Genomic DNA, 18,288 nt, shown 5'->3' with positions numbered 1-18,288 from the left:
ATCACCAGACGAGGGTCGGTAATGCTGTCCGACGTGACCACCCCGCAGGACCTCGACGAACGATTCCGCACCGCGGTCGCCGCGATGGACGAACCGGCCGACCGGCGGGCACCCGAACAGCCGGTCCGCGACGGCACCGTGCTCACCGGGCAGACAGCGCTCGCGCTGTTCGACGCCCAACTCACCAGCCGGCACCTCGACCTGGCCAAACGCTGGCTCCGCAGCTTCGGCGAGGGCTTCCACACCATCGGATCCTCCGGGCACGAAGGAAACGCCGCGCTCGCCGCCGCCGTCCGGGTGACCGATCCGGCGCTGCTGCACTACCGATCCGGTGGCTTCTACTGCGCCCGGCTCAGCCAGGCCGATCTGCCCGCCGGCCACGGCACCGGCGTCGACGACTCGGGCGTCGACGACTCCGGTGCCGACCTCACCGGGTCCGGATCCGACGCGCTGACCGATGCCGCCCGCGACGTACTACGGGGCGCGGTGGCCTCGGCGGCCGATCCCATCACCGGCGGTCGGGGCATGGTCTTCGGCAACGCCGCGATCAACGTCGTACCCACCTCCGGCATGGTCGGCGCACACCTGCCCCGAGCGGTCGGGCTGGCCCTGGGCATCGACCGGATGCGCCGGATCGTCCCGGCGATCCGGCAACGCCAACCGGGACTCACCCGGTCCGCGTCGGCCAGCCGTCCGTACCTCGAACCCCGCCTACCGTGGCCGGACGACGCAATCGTCGTCTGCACCTTCGGCGACGAGGCGATCAACCACGCCGCCGCCACCGCGGCGCTGAACACCGCCGGGTGGGCCGACCACACCGGCCTGAAGGTGCCAGCGTTGTTCGTCTGCGAGGACAACGGCCTTGGGATCAGCATGCGGTCACCGGACGGCTGGGTCGCCGCCGCGCTGCGTAGCCGGCCAGGGCTGCGCTACCTGACCGCCGACGGCTGCGACCTGGGCGAGACGTACGACGTCGCCGCCGAGGCCGCCGCCTGGGTCCGCGAGCACCGTCGGCCGGCGGTGCTGCACCTGTCCACCGTGCGGCTGATGGGACACGCCGGCGCCGATGTCGAAACGGCCTACCGCACCGCCGAGGAGATCGACCGGGACGTCGCCCGCGACCCCCTGGTCGGCACCGCCCGGCTGCTGATCGCCGCCGGACTGGCCAACCCCGACGAGATCATCTCGCGGTACGACGAGATCGGCTGGCAGGTACGCAAGGTCGCTGAGGAAGTGATCGGCGAGCCGAAACTCGACTCCGCCGCCCAGGTCGTGGCGACCACCGCACCCCGGCGCCCGATCCGGGTCGCCCGGGTCGTCACCGACACCGGCGCCCGCGCCGCCGGTGCGGCGGCCACCACCCGCGCCACCACCCTCGGCACCCGGCTGCCCGAGGAACGCGGACCGATGACGCTCGCCCAGACAATCAACGCGGCCCTCGCCGACGCGATGCTGACGTACCCGGCGATGACGGTGTTCGGGGCGGACGTCGCGGCCAAGGGCGGTCTGTACGGCGTCACCGCCGGGCTGCGGGACCGGTTCGGGACCAACCGGGTCTTCGACACCACCGGCGACGGCACCTCCATCCTCGGCCTCACCCTCGGCGCGGGGCTGGCCGGCCAACTTCCGGTCGTCGAGGTGCAGCACCTCACCTACCTGCACAGCGCCGAGGACCAGCTGCGCGGCGAAGCGGCGGCACTGCAGTTCCTCTCCAAGGGCGGCTACCGCAACCCGATGGTGCTGCGGGTGCCCGGCCTGGCCCATCAGGAGAGCCTCGGCGGCCACAGCGAGAACGACAACTCCCTCGCGGTGCTCCGCGACATCCCCGGCCTGGTGGTGGTCATACCGGCACGCGCCGAGGACGCCGCCGGGCTGCTGCGCTCCTGCCTGGCCAGCGCCGCGGTCGACGGCAGCGTCTGTGTCTTCGTCGAGCCGATCGCCGGCTACGAGACCCGGGACCTGCACACCCCGGACGACGGGCAGTGGCTCGCCCCGTACGCGCCGCCCGGCGAGTGGGGCACCGGGCACATACCCGTCGGGCGGGCCCGCAGCTACCCGATCGGCAGCGCCGAGGACCTGACCGTGATCACCTTTGGCAACGGCGTACGGATGTCGCTGCGGGTCGCCGCGCGCCTGGCAATCGAGGGGATCGGCTGCCGCGTCGTCGACCTGCGGTGGCTCGCGCCACTACCGGTCGCCGACATCATCCGGGAGGCGACCGCGACCGGCCGGGTGCTCATCGTCGACGAGACCCGACGCTCCGGCGGAGTCGGCGAAGGAGTGCTGGCGGCCTTGGTCGAAGCCGGCTACGTCGGTGCCGTCGCCCGGATCGCCGCGCTGGACTCCTACATCCCGCTGGGGCCGGCCGCATATCAGGTGCTGGTCGACGAGGATGCCATTACCCAGGGTGCCCGAGCGCTGCTGGCGCGGTAAATTCCGGTGAACTCGGTGCGCCACTTGCGCCGGCCGGCACAACTGTGTGAACTACCCGCTATCGGTGTCTGTTGGATACCGGCAGCTCAAGACGAGGAGGCAAGCAACAGTGAGCGCGACCGCTGGTCAGGCCGCCGACGGCGTACGGAGCCTGGCGGACCGGTTCGGCATCGAGCCGGGCATGGTGGTCATGGAGATCGGTTATGACGACGACGTCGACCAGGATCTCCGCGACGCCCTAGCCGACCGCTGCGGCGAGTTGGTCGACGAAGACACCGACGAGGTCGTCGACGCGGTGCTGCTGTGGTACCGCGAAGGTGACGGCGACCTGTTCGAGTTGCTCGTCGACTCGCTCGGTCCGCTGGCAGACAACGGGGTGGTGTGGCTGCTGACGCCCAAGGCCGGGCGCGAGGGCCACGTCGAGCCGAGCGACATCAGCGAGTCCGCGCCCAGCGCCGGACTGCAGCAGACGTCGACGATAAACGCTGGCAAGGACTGGAGCGCCGCCCGGCTGGTACTACGCCGCGGGGCCAAGGGCAAGAAGTGAGCGGAGGAGCGGAAATGCCCGTCGAGGTCGGCGCGCAGGCGCCGGAGTTCACCCTCAAGGACCAGAACAACCAGGAGGTCCGGCTGGCCGACTACCGTGGGCGGGCGGCAGTGCTGCTGATCTTCTACCCGCTCGCGTTCACCGGGACCTGCCAGGGCGAGCTGCAGGAGATCCGGGACAACCTCGAGGTGTACGTGAACGACGACGTCCAGACGTTGACCGTCAGCGTCGACTCGGTCTACAGCCACAAGATCTGGGCCGAGCAGGAAGGCTTCCAGTTCCCGTTGCTGGCCGACTTCTGGCCGCACGGCGCCGTCGCCCAGGCGTACGGCGTCTTCAACGAGACCGCCGGGATCGCCAACCGGGGGACCTTCGTCATCGACAAGGCAGGCGTGGTCCGGTTCGCCGAGATGAACGGGCCGGGTCAGGCGCGTGACCAGGCGGCCTGGCGTAAGGCGTTGGCCGACCTGGCTGGCTGAATCGCGCCTGACCAGCGGGAGCCCGCCACCGTAGGCGGGCCCCGCAGGTCGGTGGTCACGCTTCCCGGCCCCTGGGAACGCCGTCGCATCGGCCCGACGGCAGCAGGGTAAACTGGCCGCCGCCGGGCCGGCCAGGTTCGTCATGCCCGGGCGCGTAGCTCAGTGGGAGAGCACTCGCCTTACAAGCGAGGGGTCGCAGGTTCGAAACCTGCCGCGCCCACCCATCCCGACCAGCGACGGAGCAGGTTGAGGGTCAGCCAGCCGGCCGGCTGACAGCAACGGTGACAGCAACCGCCTTCACGACAGCCGCCCGTCGAGCTTGCCGAGCGCCTGGCGCATCACGTCGAGGTTCGCATGCGCGTAGATCTTCAACGTGATCTTCACGTCCGCGTGCCGGGCGATGGCCTGGACGACGTGCGGCGGTACGCCCAACTCCATCAGCAGCGAAACGACCGTGTGCCGGAAGTCGTGCAGCCGGACATCCGGTAGCCCTGCCTTGTCCCGCAGCGCGGCAAAGTGCCGGTTCAGGTTGCGCGGCTCCATCGGGGTTCCCCGCTCGGACGGGAAGACCAGGTCGTGATCCTCCCAGACCTCGGCGAGCCGATCCCGCTCCCGTTGCTGATCCTGTTGGTGGTCGAGTAGCACCATCCAGGTCCAATCCGGCAGCGGCAGCACGCTTTCCGAATCCTCCGTCTTGGTGTCCTGCAGATGCAGTTTGCCGCCGGCCCGCTGCACGGTCTGCGCGATGCTGACCGCGCCGTTGTCGAGGTCGAGATCCGACCAGCGGAGCCCGAGCAGCTCCCCGCGTCGGAGTCCCATCGTGGCGGCGACGACGTACAGCGCGTACAAGCGGTGTCCTTCTGCGGCGGCGAGCAACGTCCGTGCCTGTTCCACCGACAGTCCCTTGCCGACCTTGTATCGCGGCGACGGCACGCGGACCAGCTTGGCGACGTTGCGGGAGACGAGTTCTTCCCGCATCGCGTGCTGCAGCGCGTTTCGCAGTACGGCGTGCACGAACTGAATCTGACGCGCGCTCGGGTAGTGCGCGCAGCAGCGACCGGCAGAGCAGCACTGTCGATCAGCCGGCCGGTTCTTGTCGGTCCCGGCCGTGCAGCACAGGCACTTGCGCCGGAACTCGTCGAGGAACGTGCGCACGTGTTGCACCTGGAGCCCATCGACACGCTTGGTGCCGAGCGCGGGGATGAGGTGCAGCCGGACGGCGCTTTCGTAGCCTCGGGCGGTGGTCGGCTTGAGGTCGGCGACGTACCCGGCGAGCCAGTACGGCAGGTAATCGGCGAGCTTCCACGCCCGGTCCGGGATCGGGATGCCCTGGCGAGACTGAGCCTTGAGCGCTGTCAGCTTGTCGTGGGTCTCCTGCCAGGTCGCGCCGTAGACGGCTTTGCGCTTGCGGGTGCCGTCGGTGGTGAGGACGTACGCCTGACCGACCCACCGGCCATCGCTGGCCCGCTGGTAGATCGAGCCTTCACCGTTGGGGTTGCGGCGAGGGCCGTTGGATCGGTTGCTTCGGTTGCCGGTGGCCATCAGGCTGCCTCCTGGGACAGTAGGTCGATAACTTCGTCGATGGCGGCGGTCGGGATCAATCGGCGGCTTCCGACTTTGAGCGACCGAAGCCGGCCGGACCGGATCAGGTCGTAGACCAGCGATCGGCCGATGCCGAGTTCATGCGCGGCCTCCTCGACGCGCAGGACACGGGGACGGGCGGCGGGGGTGGCTTCCAACGTGTTCCTCTCCCTGCGGCTGACTGGACGGCGCTCACCCGACGGCGAGGCGGGGCCGGTACGGTGAGCGGCTTCTTCGACGGCGGGGCACATGCGATCTGCGCGGTTCACGCTTCTCCCCGGTGGCGCGTGGCGGTGGGTGTCGAGAGGTTCGGCCCGGTGCGGCGCGGCAGGGTCGCTGGCCGGTCCGGCGGGGGTGTTTGGCCGTGGACAGAACTGACAGAACTGACAGAACCTCGGTCGGCAGGGGGTTGTGTCAGTTGTGTCAGTTCTGTCCGGGGCATTAGGCGGTCCGCCGGACGCCGTCGGGTAGGGCGTGGACGGTGGCGGTTGGTTGCCCGTGTACGTCGGGATGAACCAGGTAGGACGGCGACGGGGGTCGGCCACCGGCCCGTGCGCGGGGTTGCTCAAGCTGGCGGATGTAGCCGTGCGTTTCGAGTAGGGACAGGGCGGGGTCGAGGTCGGCGACGGTGGGCAGTTGGCTGCTGCGGACCGCGCGGAACAACTCCCGTTTCGTGAAGGCGGTCGTGGTGGTGCGTTCGATCCAGGTGAGGACGTGGCGGGCGTGTCGGCTGGTCCGGTCGGCTCCCATGTCGTCGAACGCGGCCAGGGCGTGCGCGGCGTAGTAGTCGCCGATCAGTGCGGCCCGGTCGATGGTGTCGGCCTGGACGGGCTTGCCCCATCCGTCGCGCAGGTGTTCGGCGAGGTGGATCAGTCCGGCGATCCGCACGACCGCGCCGGTGTACTTGCTGCCCCAGTCGATGACGTGTGACCACGCGCCACCGGGAGCCAAACGCGGCTCTACCGCCCGTTCGATGTCCATGACGCGGTCGTTGGCGTCGGGGGTGAGCGGCAACACGGCGGGGTCGGTCCACTCGGCGAGGGACATGACCATCGTCGCGAGGTTCGCCGCGTAGGTTGCCGCGACCGGCTCAGGGACCGGGTCGGCTCCGATCCGGCGTCGTCCGACGGTGTTCTCCGGCAGGGAGAACAGGATGCGCGCCAGCAACCCCTTGCCGCGGAATCCGGGCATGTCCGCGATGTCGCGCAGGACGTCGGGTTGCACGGCCAGACCGAGTGTCAGCGCCGGGTGTTCGACGTGTTCCGGCGCACGGGACCGGCGGTTGACGCGCAGCATGTCCCCGGCGTGGCCCTTGAGGAAGACTTCGAGGTTGGGGGTTCCGGAGTAGCGGCCGGCGATGGTGGCGAAGATGCCGCCTTCCGGCGACAGCACGGCCAGGCGTCCGCCCTGCTCGGCGAGCAGGGATGCGGCTTCCTCACTGGTGACGTCGTCCGCGACCAGCTGTGGCAGCGCGGGGACGGTGATGGTGTCGGCGTTCATCGCGGCGGCGGTCGCCTCAGCCAAGAGGGTGTCACGGCCGGACGCGTCCGCGTTCGCAGCGGCGATCGCGGTCCGCTCAGCCGTCTTCCCCGCCACCCGTGCGGCCAACTCGGCTTCCACGATCGCCGGTCGGGTCCGCTCCACCAACGCCTTCTCAGCGGCCAACAACGGCCCGGTGATCGCCGCGAACACCGCCGACTTGCGGGAACCGGGCGGCAACACCACGACCGTGAACAGGTTGACCGGTTCCCGCCACGACCCGCGTACCTCCACCTCGGCCCGGCCACCGGCAGCCGTCGACAAAGCGGCCAGGGCGATGCAGCCGGGCAGGTCGACCGGGGTCTGAGTGAACTCGGCAACCCCGTAGACCATGTCGGCGACCCAGGCGGGCAGCATCTCGGCGGGGAACGCGGGCAGGTGGCGGCGGTCGCCGAGCGGAATCAACGGTGCCCAACCGCCCGCGTCGGCCTGGTCAAGCAGGGCACGGCCGGTCGCGACCACGTCGGCGACGTCCGCGCCGGATGCGGCGAGGCTGGTCAGTCGCTCGCCCAGGTCGACGACCCGGCGGCGGGCGGCATGGTCGGCGACGATCCGCGCGTAGTGTCCGGCGTTGCCGGCGGCGGGAACGCCCTGCATGAGCGTGTGCAGGTAGGGGGCACCGCCGACCTTGCCCAACTCGCCAGTCTCGGCGAGATGCGCCGTGAGGGTGATGGGGTCGGTGGCCTGGCCGGTGGCGTGCACGGCGGTCAACGCCTGCCAGATGATCCCGTGGGCCGGTCGGTGGAAGTCGTCCGGACCGAGCAGGGCGACCAGGTCGGCCATGACCGGCGGGGCGACCAGCGCCGCGCCGATCACAGCCCGTTCCGCGTTGTGGTCGTGGGTGGACTGTCGACTCATACGGCGTTCCTCCTTCTCTGGTGTCGGTGGATGGGGGTTAGGCGGCGGGACGGTGACCGCGTGGCCGGGGGCGGGGTCGGCCGGCGGCGGCGGTCCGGGTGATCAGGTCGTCCAGGTCGGCGAGCAGGACCGCCAGTTGTCGGCGGGCGGCGGGGTCGGCGTCGGCCAGGGCGACCCGTACGCGGATTTCGGCCTGGTCGTGTCCGTCGCCGGTGCGGATGCGGGTGAGGACGGCGCGGGCGTGGCCTGGCAGGTCGACGATCATCGAGGGGGAGCGGTGTCCGTCGTGTCCGCAGCGGTGGTCACGGGCGCACCAGTCGGTGTGTTCCCCGTGCGGGTGCCGGCGGCGGTTCATCGACTGGTGCCGTTGCGGTGTTCGCGGCGGATCTCGTTCCACACGTGCCGGCCGATGCGGATACGGCGTCCGGTGCCGTCGCACCGGTAGCAGAGGCGGAACGCTTTGCCGTACGGGGCGCGGCGTTTCCCGGTGCCGTGGCAGCGTCGGCAGGGTCCGAACGGCCAGATCGCGCAGGTGACCAGGTAACCGAAAGTGACCAGGGTCAGGAGGGGGCAGAGCAGGCTAGCGAGGGTGGCGTACGGGTCCACGGGGTGCCTCCACGGGCGGTTTTCGGGCGTGCGGGGGTAGGGGCGCTAGGCGGCTAGCGTCCTGGCAGGGGTTTGTTTCGGGGGCTAGCGGTGCCGCTAGGTCTAGCGGGTGTCGCCGATAGACCTAGCGGCCCGCGAGCGGCTATCCCGCCTTCCGGCGTTGATCACGCTTGGTTACGGCGGTGGTGATGTCGTCGCGGAGGATGCCCTTACGGTTGGCGCGTTCCCCGGTGACCGGGTCGGTGCCCCACACCTGCCGGCCGACCGTGACCCCGTACGGCTTGAGCGCCGGGGCGAGGTTCCCGGTCTCCCACCCGCCGTAGACGTCCGGGCGCAGCTCTGCCAGCCGGGCGACGACGGTCTCTGACCACACCTTCGCTTCGCCCTTGGGGACGACGGTGAGGATGTCGTCCAACAGGGTGTCTCCCGTCCGGGCGACGGCTTCCGGGGCGTCGCCGATGGCGTGGCCGGTCAGGGTGCCGGCCCGCTCCCGCAGCTCCCGCGCACGGGTCACCACCTTTTCGACGTCGGCCATCTCGGCGAGGTTGGTCCGCACGGTCACGGCCTCGTCGACGGAGCCGGAGTCGTCCGCGCCGAGCAGGATGCCGACGCCCTTGTGTCCGCGTTGGAACCGCGACGAGTCGTAGCCGGCGGTGTACGACCCGGCACCCAACACGGCTTCCGACGACTGCCACGTCATCGTCTTGAGGGCGAAGCGGGTGCCGATGTTGTCGCGCAGGTCGGTCGGTACCGCTTTGCCGTCGGGCTTCTGCGTGGCGAGCAGGATCATGATGCCGACCGAGGGGCCGACCTTGCACAGCTCGGTCAGCAGCGACACGATCTCGTCGCCGTGCACGGGGTGGGCGGAGTAGCGCTGAAACTCGTCCACCGCGACCAGGATCGGCCACAACTTCAACGACCGCTTCTCGGCGATGGTCCGGGTGACCTTCGATTCGGGGCACAGGTCGGCGGGCAGGGTGGCGATGGTGTCGTAGCGGCGGTTCATGTCGGCGACCAGGCCGCGTAGGTCGTCGACCAGGGCGGACACGACGTCGTCGCGGACGCCGTAGCCGGTGCGGTGGGCGATCCGTTCGAACGGTCGCCAGTCCTGCCCGCCCTTGCCGTCGTAGATGTGCAGCTCAACGATCGGATCCAACGCCGCCGCGAGCACCGGCAGGCGTGCGGCGAACGTCTTACCCATACGCGGAATCGCACCGACCAGCAGGGACGTGAACATGAGCAGCAGCGGCACCGGACGTCCGCGCTGGTCCTGCCCGAACGGGAACGGCTCGAAGATGTCCACGCCGCCCTTCGTGATGAGAGGCCACGCACCGGACCCCTTCGCGTACGGGTCCTCATCGGCCACCCACAGGGCGAGACGGCGGGCCGATCCGGCGGTGCCGCGTACCCGCTCCGGCCACACCTGCACCTCATCGAGGTCGAGACCGGCGGCAAGCTGGTCACGCTTCTTGATCGCCTTGTCAGCGTTCGTCCAGAACGGCAGATCGATCACCGCCCGCCAACCGGGTCCGTCGCGCATGATCGGGGCGGGGAAGGTGATCAGGTCGTCCGGCTTGCACAACCCAGCCGCGAGGAACGCACGGGTGACCACGTCGGCGGACAGCTTCCGCACACGCGGACTGACAGCGGCCACGTCCAACAGCGGCTTGTCCTTCGGCGTACCGGCCACACCGAACAGCGCCACGACACCGGCGAGGATCGCCCACCGCTGCCACGACCCGGCCAGGGCCATCAACGTGAGCACGGTCGGCACACCGAGCAGCAGGATCGCGGTCAGGACCAGACCGCGCCACCGGACCCGTACGTCACGCTGCCGCGACAGCTTCAAGTACAGTTCGGCGTTTTCCTGCCGGACCACGGCCAGCCGCACGGGGATACCCTCGGCGTCGGTCACCCACCGCACCGTGTGACCGAGCAGTCGGGCCACGCCGAACGGTGCACGCCATGCCAGCCGCGCGCCGTACTTCGGCGACCGGGACAGGTGATACATGCTGACGTGCGTGTAGTGCCCTGCCGTCCACCGGACCGCGTTGGCCAACTCCGAGCGGGAGCGGAGCCAGGCGGGGATGATCGGCCGACGCTCCGCACCCACCACACCAGCCAGCCGGGACCGGCCACCGTGCGGGGTAGCGGGTGAGTCGACCGGGACCGGGGCGTCGTCGTCGCGGTCGTCGCTCTCGTCGTCGATGTCGACCGCGAACGAGCCGACGGGGTTGGTCTTGCGGCGGCGGGCGGTCAGGTCGACCACATCCGCACTGCCGTCGGTGGTGAGGTCGGCTTCCGCTGCCTGCCAGTCGTAACCGTCGTCAGGGGTGGGCATGGGGGTTGCCTCCAACAGAAGAACCAGGGGGAACGTGCGAGGTTGAGGGGCCGATGGCGTGCCGGCGGGTATGTCGTCCGGCCACGCCACCGGCACACGGGCGGTCAGGCCGGACCGGGGTCGACGCCGGTCGCGTCGGCGGGGCAGGTCGGTAGGTGGTTGACCAGCGCGGCCAGGGCGGGAGCCATACCGTCGACCTGGCGGTAGAGGGTGCAGCCCTGGCAGCGGACGAACAGCCGGCCGCGCCCGTCACGCTCCACCCACGCCTTCGCCCCGGCCGGGGTGTGCTGGATACGCGACACGATTTCCGTGGACGGCAACTCGTCCGGCGAAGCCGTGGATGCCACGATGAGAGTCCTTCCCGAAGCGATTTGCTGAGGGTCGAAGGGCCGGCGGCGCGGCGAAGGTTCCTAGGCCATGGGCCGCGCCGCCGGGCAAAGTCACGGCTCCCGCTGCTGGCGGTCGGTGTGCAGCAGGTGAGCCAGAGCGGCGCCCATACCGAGCACGGCCACCGGCAGACAGGCGACAACGGTGGTGATCCACCACGGGGCGGCGGTGATGCCGGCGGACTCCATCAGGTGATACGCCACCTGACCGGCCGCACCCAGAACGAGGGAGCCGATCGCGGACCAGGCGGCGAACCGCCGTGCGCGTGGCGGAACCCCGTCGGGTGCGAGCCACGCCCGCAGCGCGTACGCGGCATACGCCTCAACGCCGATCGGCAACGTGATCGCCGTGTTCACCGCCAAGCTGTCCCAGATGCCCGGTAGCGGGTGCACCACACCGAACCCGGTCAGCTCACCCAGGCCCACCCAGCCGGACCAGATCGCCACGAACGCGGGAGCGGCCAGCAACAGCAGCACCCACGACCGCACCGGCGACCGGACCGGCCGGGGCGCGCTGGTCGTGATCTTCGGGTCCGGGTGTCCGTCCACCGCCACCGGCGAAGACACCTCGGCGTCCGTGTCGGCGACCGGCGTCGGCAGGTCCGCCCCGGACCCGGCCGACGGCTCGTCGGACGGGGCGACCGGCAACGGGTCCGCCGACGCATCCGCCGACCCTGGCGACGGCTCCGGCGACGGGTCGACCGGGGCCGGTGCGTCGACCTCGGCGGTCTGGTCGTCGGTGGTGTCGCGGACCAGGTGCAGTCCCCGGTGCCCGCCGGTGGACTCGGCGTGTCCCGCGTCCTGGGCCTGCTGTTCCTGGTTCAGGGCTTCCCGAAGGGCGGTCGCCTTGGGCGAACCCACCCGCAGTTCCCTCATGAGCAGGTTCCGCGACGGAACCTGACCGAGGCGGGCGGCGATCGCACGGGCGGCGGGCAACAGCTCCTGCACCGGGCGGGGGTACATGCTCGCGGGCGTCGTCATCAGGCCACCGCCTTGCGTACCCGCAGAGCGGTCACGGCCTGGACGTCGCCCAGGGCGGCGGCTTCCCGCATCACCCGCTGCTCAGCACGCCGCACCCGACGGCGATCAAGCAACGACGGCCCGCCCTCGGCGTACAGCGCGGTGATCTCCGCGTCCAGCAACGCCAACTCGGCCTCAATCAACGGCCACTCACGTTCGATCGCCACCAGATCGGCGGCGGTGGGACCGACCTCGGTCGGGTCCGGGACAGGTGGTGCCTGCATGTCGCGTTCCTCCACAAGACACAGCGATGACCTCTACAGACCTGTTCGGCCTGGCCGGTCGGCGTGACCAGCGACATGAAGCTAACAACTGATATGGAGCCAGGTCAACTGTTAGGGGTGCATGAAGATCAAACTTGGCCCCTGACCTGCGGCGATGGGCATACCATCTGTTAGGCAACTGGTAGGCTTCCCTGGACAGACGCGGACAGACGCCCGACGCGAGAGGACCCCATGACATCCCCTCAGCCCCGACTCAGCCGACCAGACTCCCTGCACCAACAGGTGGCCCGGAACCTGCGCAACGAGATCGAAGCGGGCGTCCTCCGTGACGGCGACACCCTGCCGTCCACCCGCGAACTCGCCGAACGCTGGGACGTCAGCGTGTTCACGATCTCCGAAGCGATGAAGATCCTCGGCGACGAAGGGCTCATCGTCAGCAAGTCCCGATCGAAGCGGATCGTGAACGCCCCCAACCAGACACGCGGCGGTGACATCCGCCTACGTACCCCACGGGTCGTGATGATCGGCGGCTACGCAGGCAGCGGGAAGACCGAACTCGGCCGCATCCTCGCCCGGGAAACCGGCTGGCCCATGCTCGACAAGGACACCATCACCCGCCCCGTCGTCGAAGCCGCGTTGGAACTCCTCGGCCTGTCACCCCACGACCGCGAGTCAGACGACTACTTCACCAAGGTCCGGCCACGCGAGTACGAATCCCTCATCGCGGTAGCCCATGAGAACGTCGCCTGCGGCAACAGCGCCATCGTCACCGCCCCGTTCATCCGCGAGTTCACCGACACCGCGTGGGTCGACCGCATCCAGGCCAGCCACACCGCCATGAACGCCCAAACCCTGTTCGTGTGGGTGTACTGCGACGCCGACACCATGCACACCTACATCCGCCACCGGGGCGCGGCCCGCGACGCCGCCAAACTCGCCAACTGGCCCGCCTACCTCGACACCGTCAACTTCGACATGCGCCCGACCGCACCCCACACGGTCATCGACAACTGCGCGTCCAGCGTCCCCCTGCAGAAGCAGGCGAAAGAGCTGCTGTCGGCGATCCTGGCCGCGCCGGCGGCAACCGCATGAGACGGGGTGTCATCCTCTACGGCCCGCCAGCGGCCGGCAAGGACACCGTCACCGCACGGCTTGCCGCCATCGACCCCGCCTACCAGCTGTTCGCCAGACTCAAAACCGGCAGGGGACGGACCAGCGGCTACCGCATGACCACCCCCGACCACCTTGACGCCCTGGACCAGGCCGGCGACATCATCTGGCGCAACCAGCGGTACGGGGCCACCTACGTCATCGACCGCCACGGCCTGGACCAGGCGCTCACCACCGGCATCCCCGTCCTGCACATGGGCCAACCCGACGGCATCACCGCCGTCACCGACGCCACCCCAACGGCCCGGTGGCTGGTCGTCTACCTGTGGTGCCCCCGCGACATCGCCGCACACCGCATCGCCGAACGCGCCACCGGCGACACCGCCGAGCGGCTCACGGCGTGGGACCAGACACCACCCGTCGACGCGGACCTGACCATCGATACCGCCATCACCGACCCGCAGGAGGCAGCCCACACCATCCATCACGCCATGAGCGCACTCACGGACACCAGAACGGGCTAGTCCTCGTCCGGCTCATCCAGATGCGGCCGGAACTTCTTGATCCACGCTTCCACGTCCGCGATACGCCACACAGAACCCATAGCCAGACGGTCATACGGCTCCGGGAAATCCGGACGTCGGATGAGCTGCTGTACCCGCTGACGGGACACCCGGAGCCGCTCTTGCAGCTCCTGTGGCCCGTACAGGTGGCGACCCATGCCCGCACACTATTCAAACGCCAACTAGTCAAACCGCCACTTGGCAAACCGCTACTGGCATATTGACAAGGGGCTAGTCACACCGACACCCTTGAAGCCGTGACGACACCACCGAACCAATCACCCGTCCACCACCGCCAACCCCCCAAAACCCACACACCACTACGCCCACTCTGGCTCTGCCGCACCTGCGCCCACCCCTGGCCCTGCGGACAAGCCCGACTCGACCTCATCAACCAATTCCGCGACAACCCCGCAGCACTCCCCACCTTCATGGGCGTCATGCTCCACCTCGCCATCCGAGACATCACCAAACTCGACCCCAACGCCGTTACCGACCCGGAAGACCTCAACCAACGCTTCGTACGCTGGACCCACCCGTAAGACGAGCGGTACTCGAACATTTCCGAGCCAGCCCGGTCAACCGGACCAACATTCGACGGTTCACCGAAGTACGTCACAGCTCCCAGCAAGGGCGACAAGAACCGCTCAATCTCTACGGAGGAATCGTGCTCGGGAAATGGTTCCAGCGTCCACACCTGGCAATCGACGTGGTGCACCCGGCGCAGGAACGGGAACACCCTGCCAGTGAAATCCCACGGGTCAACCCGCGACCGGCCAACCGGAACGAGCAGGCCGAACAGCGAAGCGGTAACACGGATCGCCAACCACTGCCGTGACAACGACCAAGCAAGGGCAGGCGGCGACGCCGATACCGGTCGGCCGTCGGGTGGCCCAATGGCGCATGCGACGCAGAATGACACAGCAAGTCTTCGCTGACCGCATCGGAAAATCAAAAAGCTGGGTCGACAAAGTCGAACGCGGCATACGGAAACTCGACAAGGTCTCCGTCATCCAGCACATCGCCGAAGTACTCCAAGTCGACCCAGCGGAATTACTCGATGGGCAGGAAACATCTCTGGCCAGCGGCAACGCGGTCGATGGCCTGGAGAAACTGAAAGCAGCATTAGCCTGCCACGCTATATTCAATGGTCAGACAGACGTCCTGCGTCTGCCGAAACTCGAAGAGATCCGGCGGCAGATAGAACACGCCTGGCTGACATATGGGCACGGTAAATACCCTCAGCTCGTGCGTGTTCTTCCAAATCTACTGAAAAATGTCCAGCAGCTACACACGCTGCGACCGGAATCGGGAACTGGGCCGGTGATCCAGGCGTACAGGCTCGCTTCAACGGTGCTGGTGAAACTCGAAGAAGCACATCTAGCATGGATCGCTGCGGACCGAGCAGTCATCGTAGCCGGGAACGATCGCCTACTCGCCGCAACCGCAGCACTGAGCCTCACGCAAGCACTGCGTGCCCTACACCAGAACAGGCTAGCGCTCGCAACCTCTCTCGCAGCCGCACACCACATCACGCAACCGCCAGAACGCACCGGAACAACCGAACAGAAGTCTGTGCACGGAGCGTTGCTGCTACAAGCAGCGTTAGCCGCAGCCAGCAACGGTGACCCTGCCACCGTGCGGGAGTTGCTGCGGCAAGCATCCGGTCTTGCCCGCCAAGTCAAGAACAACGAGACAGATCAGGGTCATAGATTCGGCCCTGCTGCCGTCGAGCTCACTCAGATCATCACACAGGCAAGCCTTGGTGATGCACGCCAGGCGCTTGCGCAACATGAGAAGGCGATACAAAGCGGGCAGTGGCTGCATCTGCCCGCCGAACACAGAGCCGCGTACCTCCTCGACATCACACGGACCTACCTACAGACCGGAAATATGATTGCGGCCGGACGCAGCCTGGCGGAGGCGCATCGGACCGCACCAGCCGAAATCTACTACACCCCATCCGCGCGCGCACTGGCTGCCGAAGTCTCCCGGGCAAGTACGGAACATGCAGGATTAAGCAATTTCACTACGACAGTCACGGCGACGTGATGAATCAGGGGATTCCGGCAGAAAAGTACTGATTCTTCCATGAGTCCACTCTTCAAGGAAGGAAATTGCGGAATCACTCTGTCCATCTTGATGTAAGCGCCCCAGAAGGTCTGATCGAGGCCTGTCGGCTCCTGTTCGTGCATCGATTAAAAGACTGAGAGTAGGGCGGCGTCCGGTTCTCGAGGAAACCGGGGCAGCGGAACCATCGAACTTTCCTTCAGCAAGAATAGCCTCCGCGATGGGTAGCATCGTAAAGATGCAGGATGCGGTGTAGACTGTCGGATTGCCGGAGTCGCGAGGACGTCGCTTCGGGCCAGATGACATAGCCGATATTAGCTGCGCTGCCCCTGGGTCATCCGCGAGTAACCAGGGTCGAGGAAGCGCAATGAGCGGGTTAATAATCTCCTCCATCAGGTTGTCGATGTGGCTGTCTCGCCAACCGTCGGTATGTCCTGTCCACCACCGGAACAAGACAGGGGCCCTATGATTTCTGCCCGCAATTTCGTGGACTACAAGAACTTTAAAGCCGAACCGGGACACTACTTCGACGGCTGGAGATGCTCCGGTTGTCGCCAGCAAGGCAGGAATCCATAGATGCATAAATTCGGCGGCTCGGAACTCAGATTGAAACCGCCCGAAGACCTCCTTGCTTTGACGATCCCAGAAATTGTCAATCGCGCTCGAATGCGGATCATCCAAGTGGCCCAAGAATGCTGCTGTCATCAGGGATACTTCGTCGCCTGGATTTCTACTAAGTCGCTCCTTTAGCGATTCCTCGATTCCTCGACTTATTGCGTCCCTATTCTCGGATGAGCTGGCCCTAAGGCCAGCCCACGGAGATACGTACAGGCGCCATGGCCTCCTCTGGCCCTTGGTGCCCTCCTTCTTTTGGAGATCTACCATCTCTTGGAGATCCACCACGGTGCTAGCAATCCGACTTGCTACTGCGGGACGGGGGACGATAAAGGCGAGTGCTCGGGTCGCAAACGACAGCATGCTGATTTTCTTCGTCTGGTTATGGGTCGATTGTAGACAGTCCATCAAGCTGTCTAGGAAGTCATCGCTACCGTCTTCGACGAATTGTCCGAGAATCTGTAAGGCTAGCTGGGCGACCATATCCCACTCTTGATTTGCAATCCTTTCTTGTAATACGCCTAAAAGACGTTCGGCTGAGGTGTTAAGTCGCACGAGTTGGTTAGCCGCGAAGAACTCAAGGAACGTCCGATGCGTGAACCCATACAGCTCTTGATGGATGTTGCTGCCAATGTCAGTAAGCACCCAGGCGCGGCCGGTACAGAATTCTATAAACTGAACTGCCGCATTCTCTGCCTCGGCTTCCTCGGCGAATCTTTTTTTGTGCAGGTATTTTGTCATAAATTCCGTCAGTGTCTCGCGTGACACCCCTTTCTCGAAGTTTGGACCTGATAGCATCCAGAGAGCGAGAGCGTCGAGCGCGCGACGTACATGCGCATCAAAAGGGAGGGGGGAGACTATTCCGCGCTGTTTATCCCAGCGTTCGAATAGCAGCTCGGCGCATTTGCGATACACCTCCGGTCGGTTGGTGGGGATGTAGTGCTCGCTCGAGTAGATCCCACACATCAACGACAGCATCAACGGGTTCGTGCGAAGATCGGCTACGTATTCGCTGTCGGCAATAAAAGCTTTGGCAAGTTCGATGCGGCGCGTTCTTTCTATTGATTCGTCAAGGGCGAACCATTTCTTGGCATACTCGGTAACTTGTTGAAAGTTCAGGGGTGCCAGGTTGTAGGACTGGAATATCCGCTCATCGAGAGGTGCTTGATCGTATCCGACCTCGCGCGTCGTCACAAGAATTGATGCGGTTGGATAAAGATTAGCAAAGTTCTCGACGCTTGTCACGAGCTGCTTGCGTACAGACAGGTCCACCAACTCGTCAAGGCCGTCAAAAATGACGTAGGCGCGACCGTTGAGTAACAGATATTCAATTGCTCCGGATGGTGGCTCGATGTTGTAAGGGGATCGACAGAGATCCTCTAGGTACGAGACGATCGTCCTTTTCTCGCTCTTGAGGGATTCGCTGTACTCTCGAAGCACTACCAACAGTGGTGTGGTTGGCAGGTTCCGGCTCGCCGTTCTCCTTGCGATGTCGTAGGTGAACTTGAGTGCTAATGTGGATTTTCCGCCACCCGGGTTTCCCAGAATCACGGTTCTTGGCTGGGAAAGCAATACATCTTCAAGCTCCCTTGGCTCTTCGTCATCATCTTCCTGCTTGGCCCGGTTCAGGAGCGGTTCGACAAATAGCTTGCGGTAGGAAACCCTTCGAGTGGTCCCGGCATGGGGCAACTTCATGCTCCCGTGCGTCGATTTGACTTGCTCGCGTAGGTTCTGTTCGAATGTGTGGATGTCACGAAGTGATCCTATGGTTCGAAGCAATTCGGTATTGCGGATCGAAGCGTTAGCTGCCGCAATTGAGGCGGCAACTGCGAGCGCCTGTAGTTCCACGGCCCCGGCGTTGTTCCGGCTTGAGAGGTTCTGTCCGTGTTGAGAACTGGACACGAGGCGAGTTGCGG

Annotated in this window: 16 protein-coding genes and 1 tRNA gene; 7 read left to right on the top strand and 10 right to left on the bottom strand. The window is 66.7% G+C overall.

Going from position 1 to position 18,288, the window contains the following annotated elements; all coding sequences use genetic code 11:
- The first annotated feature begins 21 nt into the window (after positions 1-21).
- From ACFHVL_RS24220 to ACFHVL_RS24205, 4 genes are all read left to right on the top strand, one after another.
- Positions 22-2,433: a transketolase C-terminal domain-containing protein gene (locus ACFHVL_RS24220; RefSeq protein WP_416630727.1), complete on the top strand. Its 2,412-nt coding sequence runs from the start codon at positions 22-24 to the stop codon at positions 2,431-2,433.
- A 109-nt stretch (positions 2,434-2,542) separates the two neighbouring features.
- Positions 2,543-2,980, top strand: coding sequence for a DUF3052 domain-containing protein (locus ACFHVL_RS24215; RefSeq protein WP_416630726.1), 438 nt, complete (start codon positions 2,543-2,545; stop codon positions 2,978-2,980).
- Positions 2,981-2,994: 14 nt separating this feature from the next.
- On the top strand, positions 2,995-3,459 hold the full coding sequence (locus ACFHVL_RS24210) for a peroxiredoxin (protein ID WP_416630725.1): 465 nt from the start codon (positions 2,995-2,997) through the stop codon (positions 3,457-3,459).
- Between the two features lie 148 nt (positions 3,460-3,607).
- Positions 3,608-3,679, top strand: a tRNA-Val gene (locus tag ACFHVL_RS24205).
- Positions 3,680-3,756: 77 nt separating this feature from the next.
- On the opposite strand, the gene ACFHVL_RS24200 is transcribed toward ACFHVL_RS24205, so the two are convergent.
- The 9 genes from ACFHVL_RS24200 to ACFHVL_RS24160 all read right to left on the bottom strand — a co-directional run bounded on the left by ACFHVL_RS24200 (position 3,757) and on the right by ACFHVL_RS24160 (position 12,014).
- Entirely contained in the window at positions 3,757-5,001 is a 1,245-nt protein-coding gene (locus ACFHVL_RS24200) for a tyrosine-type recombinase/integrase (RefSeq protein WP_416630724.1), read from the bottom strand.
- Positions 5,001-5,198: an excisionase family DNA-binding protein gene (locus ACFHVL_RS24195; protein ID WP_416630723.1), complete on the bottom strand. Its 198-nt coding sequence runs from the start codon at positions 5,196-5,198 to the stop codon at positions 5,001-5,003. The genes ACFHVL_RS24200 and ACFHVL_RS24195 overlap by 1 nt, the downstream gene beginning before the upstream one ends.
- A 283-nt stretch (positions 5,199-5,481) precedes the next feature.
- Entirely contained in the window at positions 5,482-7,437 is a 1,956-nt protein-coding gene (locus ACFHVL_RS24190) for a DUF3987 domain-containing protein (RefSeq protein WP_416630722.1), read from the bottom strand.
- Positions 7,438-7,474: 37 nt separating this feature from the next.
- Positions 7,475-7,792, bottom strand: a complete 318-nt coding sequence (locus tag ACFHVL_RS24185; RefSeq protein WP_416630721.1) for a hypothetical protein — start codon at positions 7,790-7,792, stop codon at positions 7,475-7,477.
- The gene (locus ACFHVL_RS24180; RefSeq protein ID WP_416630720.1) at positions 7,789-8,043 is read right to left on the bottom strand and encodes a hypothetical protein; all 255 of its coding nucleotides are present in this window, start codon (positions 8,041-8,043) and stop codon (positions 7,789-7,791) included. The genes ACFHVL_RS24185 and ACFHVL_RS24180 overlap by 4 nt, the downstream gene beginning before the upstream one ends.
- Positions 8,044-8,185: 142 nt before the next feature.
- Positions 8,186-10,384 carry a cell division protein FtsK gene (locus ACFHVL_RS24175; RefSeq protein WP_416630719.1) on the bottom strand — a complete coding sequence of 733 codons (2,199 nt, stop codon included), beginning with the start codon at positions 10,382-10,384 and terminating at the stop codon, positions 8,186-8,188.
- 104 nt (positions 10,385-10,488) lie between these two features.
- Positions 10,489-10,731, bottom strand: coding sequence for a hypothetical protein (locus ACFHVL_RS24170; RefSeq protein WP_416630718.1), 243 nt, complete (start codon positions 10,729-10,731; stop codon positions 10,489-10,491).
- A gap of 93 nt (positions 10,732-10,824) precedes the next feature.
- Entirely contained in the window at positions 10,825-11,751 is a 927-nt protein-coding gene (locus tag ACFHVL_RS24165) for an ABC transporter permease (protein WP_416630717.1), read from the bottom strand.
- Complete coding sequence (locus ACFHVL_RS24160; RefSeq protein ID WP_416630716.1) at positions 11,751-12,014, bottom strand: DUF6284 family protein; 264 nt, start codon at positions 12,012-12,014, stop codon at positions 11,751-11,753. The genes ACFHVL_RS24165 and ACFHVL_RS24160 overlap by 1 nt, the downstream gene beginning before the upstream one ends.
- A gap of 231 nt (positions 12,015-12,245) precedes the next feature.
- Between ACFHVL_RS24160 and ACFHVL_RS24155 the strand changes: the two genes are divergently transcribed.
- The 3 genes from ACFHVL_RS24155 (at position 12,246) to ACFHVL_RS24145 (ending at position 15,739) form a co-directional block, all read left to right on the top strand.
- The gene (locus tag ACFHVL_RS24155) at positions 12,246-13,106 is read left to right on the top strand and encodes a GntR family transcriptional regulator (RefSeq protein WP_416592696.1); all 861 of its coding nucleotides are present in this window, start codon (positions 12,246-12,248) and stop codon (positions 13,104-13,106) included.
- The gene (locus ACFHVL_RS24150) at positions 13,103-13,648 is read left to right on the top strand and encodes a kinase (protein WP_416630715.1); all 546 of its coding nucleotides are present in this window, start codon (positions 13,103-13,105) and stop codon (positions 13,646-13,648) included. Before ACFHVL_RS24155 ends, ACFHVL_RS24150 begins: the two co-directional genes overlap by 4 nt.
- Before the next feature lie 873 nt (positions 13,649-14,521).
- The gene (locus ACFHVL_RS24145) at positions 14,522-15,739 is read left to right on the top strand and encodes a helix-turn-helix domain-containing protein (protein ID WP_416630714.1); all 1,218 of its coding nucleotides are present in this window, start codon (positions 14,522-14,524) and stop codon (positions 15,737-15,739) included.
- Here ACFHVL_RS24145 and ACFHVL_RS24140 read toward each other — a convergent pair.
- Positions 15,704-18,220 carry an NACHT domain-containing protein gene (locus ACFHVL_RS24140; protein ID WP_416630713.1) on the bottom strand — a complete coding sequence of 839 codons (2,517 nt, stop codon included), beginning with the start codon at positions 18,218-18,220 and terminating at the stop codon, positions 15,704-15,706. The genes ACFHVL_RS24145 and ACFHVL_RS24140 overlap by 36 nt on opposite strands.
- Positions 18,221-18,288 lie beyond the last annotated feature (68 nt).

The sequence above is a fragment of the Micromonospora sp. LOL_023 genome (assembly GCF_048060115.1).
Taxonomy (GTDB): Bacteria; Actinomycetota; Actinomycetes; order Mycobacteriales; family Micromonosporaceae; genus Micromonospora_E.
Note: the sequence above shows the minus strand (reverse complement) of the source record. Positions and strands in the feature narration are given on the sequence as shown.